This is a genomic window from Escherichia albertii NBRC 107761 = DSM 17582 (assembly GCF_000759775.1).
GTDB lineage: Bacteria > Pseudomonadota > Gammaproteobacteria > Enterobacterales > Enterobacteriaceae > Escherichia > Escherichia albertii.
This window is the reverse complement of sequence record NZ_BBMY01000167.1, coordinates 1-8260: the sequence shown is the minus strand read 5'-3', so window position 1 is coordinate 8260 and position 8260 is coordinate 1. Positions and strand designations below refer to the sequence as shown.

General features: G+C 45.1%; 9 protein-coding genes and 2 pseudogenes. 6 read left to right on the top strand and 5 right to left on the bottom strand.

Going from position 1 to position 8260, the window contains the following annotated elements; genetic code table 11:
* Nucleotides 1–738: pseudogene (locus tag EA14781_RS20910) on the bottom strand (PAS domain S-box protein); the annotation flags it as partial.
* A 194-nt stretch (nt 739–932) separates the two neighbouring features.
* Here EA14781_RS20910 and EA14781_RS25535 point away from each other — a divergent pair.
* From EA14781_RS25535 to dbpA, 4 genes are all read left to right on the top strand, one after another.
* Nucleotides 933–980: a hypothetical protein gene (locus EA14781_RS25535; RefSeq protein WP_212741658.1), complete on the top strand. Its 48-nt coding sequence runs from the start codon at nt 933–935 to the stop codon at nt 978–980.
* A 13-nt stretch (nt 981–993) separates the two neighbouring features.
* A complete protein-coding gene (zntB, locus tag EA14781_RS20905) occupies nt 994–1977 on the top strand; it encodes a zinc transporter ZntB (RefSeq protein WP_000387364.1) in 984 nt (327 codons plus the stop codon).
* A 274-nt stretch (nt 1978–2251) separates the two neighbouring features.
* Entirely contained in the window at nt 2252–2425 is a 174-nt protein-coding gene (gene ynaL, locus EA14781_RS26020) for a proline-rich small protein YnaL (protein ID WP_032275239.1), read from the top strand.
* Between the two features lie 29 nt (nt 2426–2454).
* Entirely contained in the window at nt 2455–3828 is a 1374-nt protein-coding gene (gene dbpA, locus EA14781_RS20895; RefSeq protein ID WP_000123704.1) for an ATP-dependent RNA helicase DbpA, read from the top strand.
* Between the two features lie 102 nt (nt 3829–3930).
* Here dbpA and ttcA read toward each other — a convergent pair whose 3' ends face one another.
* Both ttcA and EA14781_RS24535 read right to left on the bottom strand, forming a co-directional pair.
* Entirely contained in the window at nt 3931–4866 is a 936-nt protein-coding gene (gene ttcA, locus EA14781_RS20890) for a tRNA 2-thiocytidine(32) synthetase TtcA (RefSeq protein ID WP_001157396.1), read from the bottom strand.
* 51 nt (nt 4867–4917) lie between these two features.
* Nucleotides 4918–5160, bottom strand: a pseudogene (locus tag EA14781_RS24535) (site-specific integrase); the annotation flags it as partial.
* A 328-nt stretch (nt 5161–5488) separates the two neighbouring features.
* Between EA14781_RS24535 and EA14781_RS20880 the strand changes: the two are divergent.
* A complete protein-coding gene (locus EA14781_RS20880) occupies nt 5489–5929 on the top strand; it encodes a hypothetical protein (RefSeq protein ID WP_024164797.1) in 441 nt (146 codons plus the stop codon).
* Between the two features lie 1037 nt (nt 5930–6966).
* Complete coding sequence (locus EA14781_RS25365; protein WP_002462187.1) at nt 6967–7212, top strand: hypothetical protein; 246 nt, start codon at nt 6967–6969, stop codon at nt 7210–7212.
* Nucleotides 7213–7215: 3 nt separating this feature from the next.
* On the opposite strand, the gene uspF is transcribed toward EA14781_RS25365, so the two are convergent.
* Nucleotides 7216–7650: a universal stress protein UspF gene (uspF, locus tag EA14781_RS20870; protein WP_002462186.1), complete on the bottom strand. Its 435-nt coding sequence runs from the start codon at nt 7648–7650 to the stop codon at nt 7216–7218.
* 140 nt (nt 7651–7790) lie between these two features.
* A partial coding sequence (locus EA14781_RS20865; RefSeq protein ID WP_042336180.1) for a porin occupies nt 7791–8260 on the bottom strand: 470 nt, incomplete at its 5' end.

Below are 8260 nucleotides of genomic sequence, written 5' to 3'. Positions count from 1 at the left end.
CCCCAGTCGTTTTTGTTCGGTAATATCGTGCACGATGCATAACATTAACCTGTCACCATAAATCTCAATGGGGCCGGCATACGTTTGCACATGTCGGGTGGAACCATCCGCCAGTTTATGGACAAAGTTAAGAGGTTTATGGCCCCCGGGCAAACGCGAAATTTCATGCATGACGGGCATTACATTACGCCCGAGCATATTAATTTCCTAGGTGTGTTTCTGACACATTGTTTCGTGGTTATAGCCATAGAAATTGAGCGCGGCCAGATTGGCATCGACGATTTGCCCATCACGCGAAGGATCTATCAACAACATTGGCGCGGAGTTTGTCAGGAAAAAACGTGCATAGAATCCTTGTTTTTTACGCTGATAATTCGCCGAACGGCTGGCTTTTAGTCCCAGAGTTGCGGGTGTTTCCATCCCTTCAAAGATAATTACTTCTCCAGCGCCACTCATCTCTTTGAGGGTCAACCGACAGCTTAATGCCGTCTCTTCGCCATTACGCTGGACAGTGAGAATTTCTACAATATCAAGTTGGTTATGCAGATCCGCGAGGTATTTAGGTAGTTCATTTTGGGAGGAGATGGAATAGAGACCGGTTCGAAGCTGACTAAATGTGAGTTCTTGCATCAACTGCCGTGCTGCACTATTGGCATAAATTAACTGTTCCTCGAAGAGCGAAACAATCCAGACAGGACTGGTTAATAAGTCCAGGGTATTGAAGTTGTGCGTAGTCATTGAAATCCCGTTATTTTTATCAATTTTTATTGCTACCCGATCGAAAAAAAGCCACGACAAGTGATCAGATAATTCTGATAATGATAGACGTTATTTAACGCTTTACACGTTTTCAAATCAGGAAAAGTATTTTGCTTTCTGTATTTAATTTAGACAGGATTTTATTAAGCATTTCAGGACTATGGGGTGATGAGATGTTGCGTAACAGGAGCAGAAGGCTAGACTACAAAATAATGCGTTGATGATGGAGGCACTGTGGAAGCGATTAAGGGAGCGGACGTAAATGTCCCGGATGCAGTATTTGCCTGGATGCTGAATGGTAAAGGCGGCGTTAAACCGCTGGAAGATACAGATAAGATAGATGAGGCGCATCCCTGCTGGCTCCACCTCAATTATGTGCATCATGACAGCGCCCAATGGCTGGCGACGACGCCATTGCTGCCAAATAACGTGCGCGATGCGCTGTCAGGGGAAAGTACGCGACCCAGAGTGAGTCGTCTTGGAGAAGGGACGCTGATTACTCTGCGCTGCATTAATGGTAGTACGGATGAACGCCCCGATCAGTTAGTCGCCATGCGGGTTTACATGGACGGACGGTTAATTGTCTCGACCCGACAACGTAAAGTGCTGGCACTGGATGATGTGGTCAGCGATTTGGAAGAGGGCACAGGCCCAACCGATTGCGGTGGCTGGTTGGTGGATGTGTGTGACGCGTTGACCGATCATTCCAGTGAGTTTATTGAACAACTGCACGATAAAATTATCGATCTGGAAGATAACCTGCTCGATCAGCAAATTCCACCACGCGGATTTCTGGCATTATTGCGTAAGCAATTGATTGTTATGCGTCGTTATATGGCGCCGCAGCGTGATGTCTATGCTCGTCTTGCCAGTGAGCGTTTGCCGTGGATGAATGATGATCAACGTCGTCGAATGCAGGATATTGCCGATCGTCTGGGGCGTGGGTTGGACGAAATCGACGCTTGTATAGCACGGACTGGCGTGATGGCAGATGAAATCGCCCAGGTAATGCAGGAAAATTTAGCGCGCCGCACTTACACAATGTCATTGATGGCAATGGTATTTTTACCCAGCACTTTTTTAACCGGTTTATTTGGCGTTAACCTTGGCGGTATACCCGGTGGAGGATGGCAATTTGGTTTTTCACTTTTTTGTATTCTGTTAGTCGTTCTTATTGGTGGTGTTGCTTTATGGTTGCATCGTAGTAAATGGTTGTAACAAAAGCAATTTTTCCAGGGTTCTGTATACAAAAACACCGTAAAGTTTGAGCGAAGTCAATAAACTCCCTACCTATTCAGGGCAATATCTCTCCCGCAGGTGAATGCAACGTCAAGCGATGGGCGTTGCGCTCCATATTGTCTTACTTCCTTTTTTGAATTACTGCATAGCACAATTGATTCGTACGACGCCGACTTAGATGAGTCGGCTTTTTTTTGCTTGTTATTCCTCAACGTCTACCCTTTAAGAGTCAACGCAATGATCGGAGGGAAATATGACGACGCTCATTTATTTGCAACTTCCTTATCCTGACCCGATACCTGGTGATTCTGTTCCGGTTCCCGACCCCATCCCTCGTCCACAACCCATGCCCGACCCGTCGCCGGATGAAGAGCCGATTAAATTGTCGCATCGTGAGCGGAGATCTGCGAGGATACGCGCCTGCTGACTTTGCGTCGATGACCATGAGAATAGATTGTGACCGCTTTTTCTACCCTTAACGTTTTGCCTCCTGCCCAGCTCGCTAACCTTAATGAGTTGGGTTATTTAACCATGACGCCGGTGCAGGCCGCCGCACTTCCTGCGATTCTGGCCGGAAGAGATGTTCGCGTGCAGGCGAAAACCGGCAGCGGCAAAACGGCGGCGTTTGGCCTGGGGTTATTACAGCATGTTGATGTCACATTGTTTCAGACTCAGGCCTTAGTGCTGTGCCCGACTCGTGAACTGGCGGATCAGGTCGCAGGGGAGTTGCGTCGGCTGGCTCGTTTTCTGCCGAATACCAAAATTCTGACCTTATGCGGCGGCCAGCCGTTCGGCATTCAGCGTGATTCACTACAGCATGCGCCACATATTATCGTGGCTACGCCGGGTCGTTTGCTGGATCACCTACAAAAGGGCACTGTGACGCTGGATGCCCTGAATACATTGGTCATGGATGAAGCCGATCGTATGCTGGATATGGGATTTAGCGATGCGATTGATGACGTGATTCGCTTTGCGCCAGCTTCTCGCCAGACGCTCTTATTTTCAGCGACCTGGCCGGAAGCCATTGCCGCGATAAGCGGACGTGTTCAGCGCAACCCTTTAGCTATTGAAATAGATACGACAGAAGCTTTGCCCCCCATTGAACAACAATTTTATGAGACTTCTGCCCAGGGCAAAATTCCATTATTGAAACGACTATTAAGTCTGCATCAGCCATCGTCTTGTGTTGTGTTTTGTAATACCAAAAAAGATTGTCAGGCTGTTTACGATGCCTTGAATGAGGCAGGGCAAAGTGCTCTGGCGTTACATGGCGATCTGGAGCAGCGTGAGCGGGATCAGACTCTGGTGCGTTTTTCTAACGGCAGCGCTCGTGTTCTGGTGGCGACCGATGTCGCTGCGCGTGGTCTGGATATTAAATCTCTTGAGCTGGTGGTGAATTTTGAGCTGGCGTGGGACCCTGAAGTTCATGTGCATCGCATCGGGCGTACGGCTCGCGCAGGAAATAGCGGTTTGGCGATCAGTTTTTGTGCACCGGAAGAGGCGCAGCGGGCCAATATCCTCTCAGATATGTTGCAGATAAAACTTAACTGGCAAACACCGCCAGCCAGCAGCGCCGTTGTGCCGCTGGAAGCTGAAATGGCGACGCTGTGCATTGATGGTGGGAAAAAAGCCAAAATGCGCCCTGGTGATGTGCTGGGGGCGCTGACTGGTGATATCGGCCTGGAGGGGGCGGATATTGGAAAAATAGTCATACATCCGGCGCATGCGTATGTCGCAGTGCGACAGGCAGTTGCTCATAAGGCATGGAGGCAGTTACAGAGCGGGAAGATTAAAGGAAAAACGTGTCGTGTACGGTTGTTGAAATAACGAAATGTTGTATTGCCGGATGCAACACGGGGGGCCTGTCGGGCCTACAAAAGAGTGGAAACAGTGTAGGCCCGATAAACTTGCGCATCGGGCAATGTATTGTTACTTAACTTCAACCACATTCAGCCGTAACTCATCCAGCTGATGGTCATCTTCTTCAGGCTGCCAGCCAGCAGGTTGTAGCGGGATCTCTTCGCGATCGAACGCCAGATCACCGCCATTAACCACTTCTGAATCATGGTTAATGCCTTTGAAATCAAAAAGATTGGTATCACACAGATGTGAAGGCACCACATTCTGCATGGCGCTGAACATCGTCTCAATACGTCCGGGATAACGCTTATCCCAGTCACGCAACATATCAGCAATGACCTGACGTTGTAGATTAGGCTGCGAGCCGCACAGATTACACGGGATAATCGGGAACGCTTTTGCATCGGCAAAGCGTTGAATGTCTTTTTCGCGGCAGTAAGCCAGCGGACGAATCACGATATGTTTGCCATCATCGCTCATCAGCTTCGGTGGCATACCTTTCATCTTGCCGCCGTAGAACATGTTTAAGAACAGTGTTTGCAGGATATCATCACGATGGTGACCCAGTGCGATTTTCGTTGCGCCCAGTTCTGTTGCTGTACGGTAAAGAATGCCGCGACGCAGACGAGAGCAGAGTGAACAGGTTGTTTTGCCTTCAGGGATCTTCTCTTTTACGATCCCGTAAGTGTTTTCTTCGACAATCTTGTACTCAACGCCCAGCTTTTCTAGGTACTTCGGTAGAACATGTTCAGGGAATCCCGGCTGTTTTTGATCAAGGTTAACGGCCACCAATGAGAAACTGATTGGCGCGCTTTGCTGCAAATTGCGCAGAATCTCCAGCATGGTATAGCTGTCCTTTCCCCCGGAAAGGCAGACCATAATACGGTCGCCATCTTCAATCATATTGAAGTCAGCAATGGCTTCGCCTACGTTGCGGCGCAGGCGTTTTTGCAATTTGTTGAGATTGTATTGTTCTTTCTTTGTAATTTGTTGATTTTCTTGCATTATTTAAGTTCTCTGGTACTAAATGGGGCAAATTGGGGGCAAACTTTGCAACTACGATAACCGCGCATTCAACATGGCTACCTGTTCGTCGTTCATGTCATCAATCCACATACCGTAAATTTCATACCCCATCTGGCTGGCTATAAATGCCGGGTTCGCTCCTGCCGTCAACAGTCAGCAGGCAAAAGTATGCCGCGTATGGTACGGATTACGGCGGCGAATGCCAGCACGTTTTACTGGTGGATCTCATCTTGCCCTTAAACTGCTTACCCGGTAATAAGGTTTCTGTTTAGGGACTTTTGTTTTAACCAGTGAGTATATTGCCTCCTTCTGGCTGCTGTAGATCTGGAGTGCCTCATAGAAGAGGAAGCATTGCTGCTGACGGCTTTCTACCGACAATAAATAATATATAATTGATTAAATTAATTTCTCAAAATATTTTTTGTTAATTTTAATTATTGTTTTTATTTTGTGTTGTCATAAATATTGGTCTTATTTAATAAGGTTTAACATGCTGGCTTTATCGAATTTACATTATTTTACAGATGGTTTTTTATTCATACCGTTGTAACCATCTTGTGATGTGTGTTATTCATTCTTTGCAGTATGGATGTGTATAATCATGGACAATATTTTTAATATGTCAGTTACTACTTTGAATCTTTCTCGTATTTCTAAATTATCCTCTACCGCAGTGCAATCCTTGCAGGATATAGTCCGAAGAGAATATAAAGTAAATCTCTCTGCCTGGGGGCGGTTATATTCTATTCATTATGTCAAGATGTTGGATGGTTTTAGCGTAGAGCTTGTTAAAGGTAGTTTTCTGGACAAGCTACTGAGGCGTGAATATAGAATGGCTGAGATTGTCATTGAACTGGAAAGGCAGCTTAATGGTGGAAATACTTTCCTTGAAGCATACTTTGCTTTTTCACAAAGAGAATTGTCCAGTGCTGATTGGAAGAAACGGACGGATCTTGCTGCGCAAGAAAAAATACCTTGCCGATCTTTCAATGTTAATCCCGGAGATTTCTCTTGTTCAAAAGGTGTTTTGACATGTCAATGATGCCCGATACACCGGGAAAAGGTGTGTTTATGAAATATACCGGAGCACTGCTATCTTTTTAGTTTGCCATGAAGGGCAACTATCACTTGGTTAAAATGTCGGTATCTTAGCCTCTGAGTTGAAGGCAGAAGGTTGCAGAACTGATGATAACAAAAGGAGTTTTGTCCAGACGTATTCAGAATACCTCAGGAAGAGTTCATATCTTCTGATATCTTTTGGTTATATAGTGGCCATGAAATATGGCCACTGCCAGTCAAATGAGCATCAGCAGCTTAAATTAACGATACCCTATAAACTCCCGATCACGATCAAAGGCTTAATTGATCTCATCATTCTCGCCAGATATAAACGCATATGTGCTGCTCTCTTATATATCGTTATTAAGAGATAGCGTAAATTGCAAGTCAGGTAAAGAAAAATCTATTTTTACACAGAGAATAGCTTTATTTTCAGCAACATATTTTTGCTTGTTTAACATGTAAGTATAAAAAGCGCCATGAAAAACCTTCATGGCGGAGTACATGTCTGCACAAACTATGATGAAAGTAGAGTGGCATATGCCACATCATTAATTTACACAGATGATAAACAAATGTAAACATGATTTTCAGAGAGAGCACGATGATATCTATAATAACAACTTTCCAAAGTGGTTGAATCTGGATAGATATTTTAAATAAAAAATTTAAACCAAATTTTTGTGCTAAAATATCAAAACAAATCAGTGAAAATGTAATGTTAATAATATAATTTATTTTTTCGTGGGTAAATGTTGATAGCAACGTTAACATTTTCCACGATAGAACTGAATTCTCTTATATTCAATAAACCTCCGGTATTTTTTGATTTTAATTGAATTGCTTTATTACTTTAGAGATATTCGCGGGAGTAACAATGGCGTTGTTTTTATGATGTTTGCTTCTCGCCCCATGCATTGACAAACCGGGGCGTGGATTCTGGAGCTATTGACAATCTAATAAAAGCCGCGGCACGTCGTATGCAAGAACGTGCCGCGGCAGGCTGGGAAACTTTCGATAGTGCGAGTATTGAATGGTTTCCAGCCGAAATTGATTCTATTAAAAAACATTCTGAACACGCAATTTACAATTCGCCAATTGAACGGTTTTAAGATTTTTCTTGATGGTGAAAATGAGGTTCCAAAACGCAGGTTATCGTTGTTTATTGTCGGTGCAGATGATTTCTGGCATTTTGAAATATTGGCGGGAAAACGTCAGCACATTTGCGAAGTGAATCAAAAAGCCCGCAGCGATGTGCGGGCGTGAGGGTTAGCGTACAACCAGTACGGAGCACTCAGCGTGACGCACTACGGCGGCGGCGTTAGAGCCGAGCAGATAGGTGGTGATGTCTGGCCGATGGGAGGCGATGATGATCATATGAGCAGAGAGCTTTTTCGCCATTTCCAGAATACGATCTTTTGGTGAGCCTTCTTCGGCATGGATGTGAACTCTGTCGGTCGGGAGTTTGAACTTTTTAACGATTTCTTCAAGTTGCGATTTAGCTTCCGCTTTCAGGTCTTCCATTGCCGGTAATTCTGCGGAATACGCTAAACCCAGAGAGGCATAGTAGGGCAGGGAAGGTATTACCGTCAGGAAATGAACCTTTGCATCATCAATCTTTGCCTCAGCTTCAACGTGATTAATCACGCGTTGAGTTAATTCTGAATCAGAAATATCAATAGGGACAAGAATCGTTCTGTGCATAAAACCTCCTGTTTTAGTATCCGCATAAAGTGTAACGCCAGATGACACTTTTTGTGTAATGACGGAGTTCACATTTTTAATTTAGATCAAGGGAGGTGTCATAAGCAGAAAAAGCCCGCCACAGAGGCGGGCTGGCAGGATTAGAACTGGTATACCAGACCTAAAGCAACGATATCATCGGTAGAAATACTGTTTGCTGAGTAGAAGTTATCATCGTCATCAAGCAGGTTGATTTTATAATCAACATAGGTAGACATATTTTTGTTGAAATAATAAGTTGCGCCAACATCTGCGTATTTAACCAGATCTTTATCTCCGTCAGTTCCGGTTAAGTCTTTGCCTTTAGACATCAGGAAAGAAGCCGTCGGGCGCAGGCCAAAATCAAACTGATACTGGGCGGTAACTTCAAAGTTTTGGGTTTTGTTAGCGATGGTGTTTGCTGAGTTACCGTATGGCGTCATATTGCGGGTTTCGGAGTACATGGTTGCCAGATAGGTGTTGTTAGCATCGTATTTTGCCCCGGCGGTCCAGGCATCAGCTGTATCGCCTTCTGCTGTAGAGTATTCGACTTGTTGATTGGTACGGTCAGAACTGGTATAGGCGCCACCGG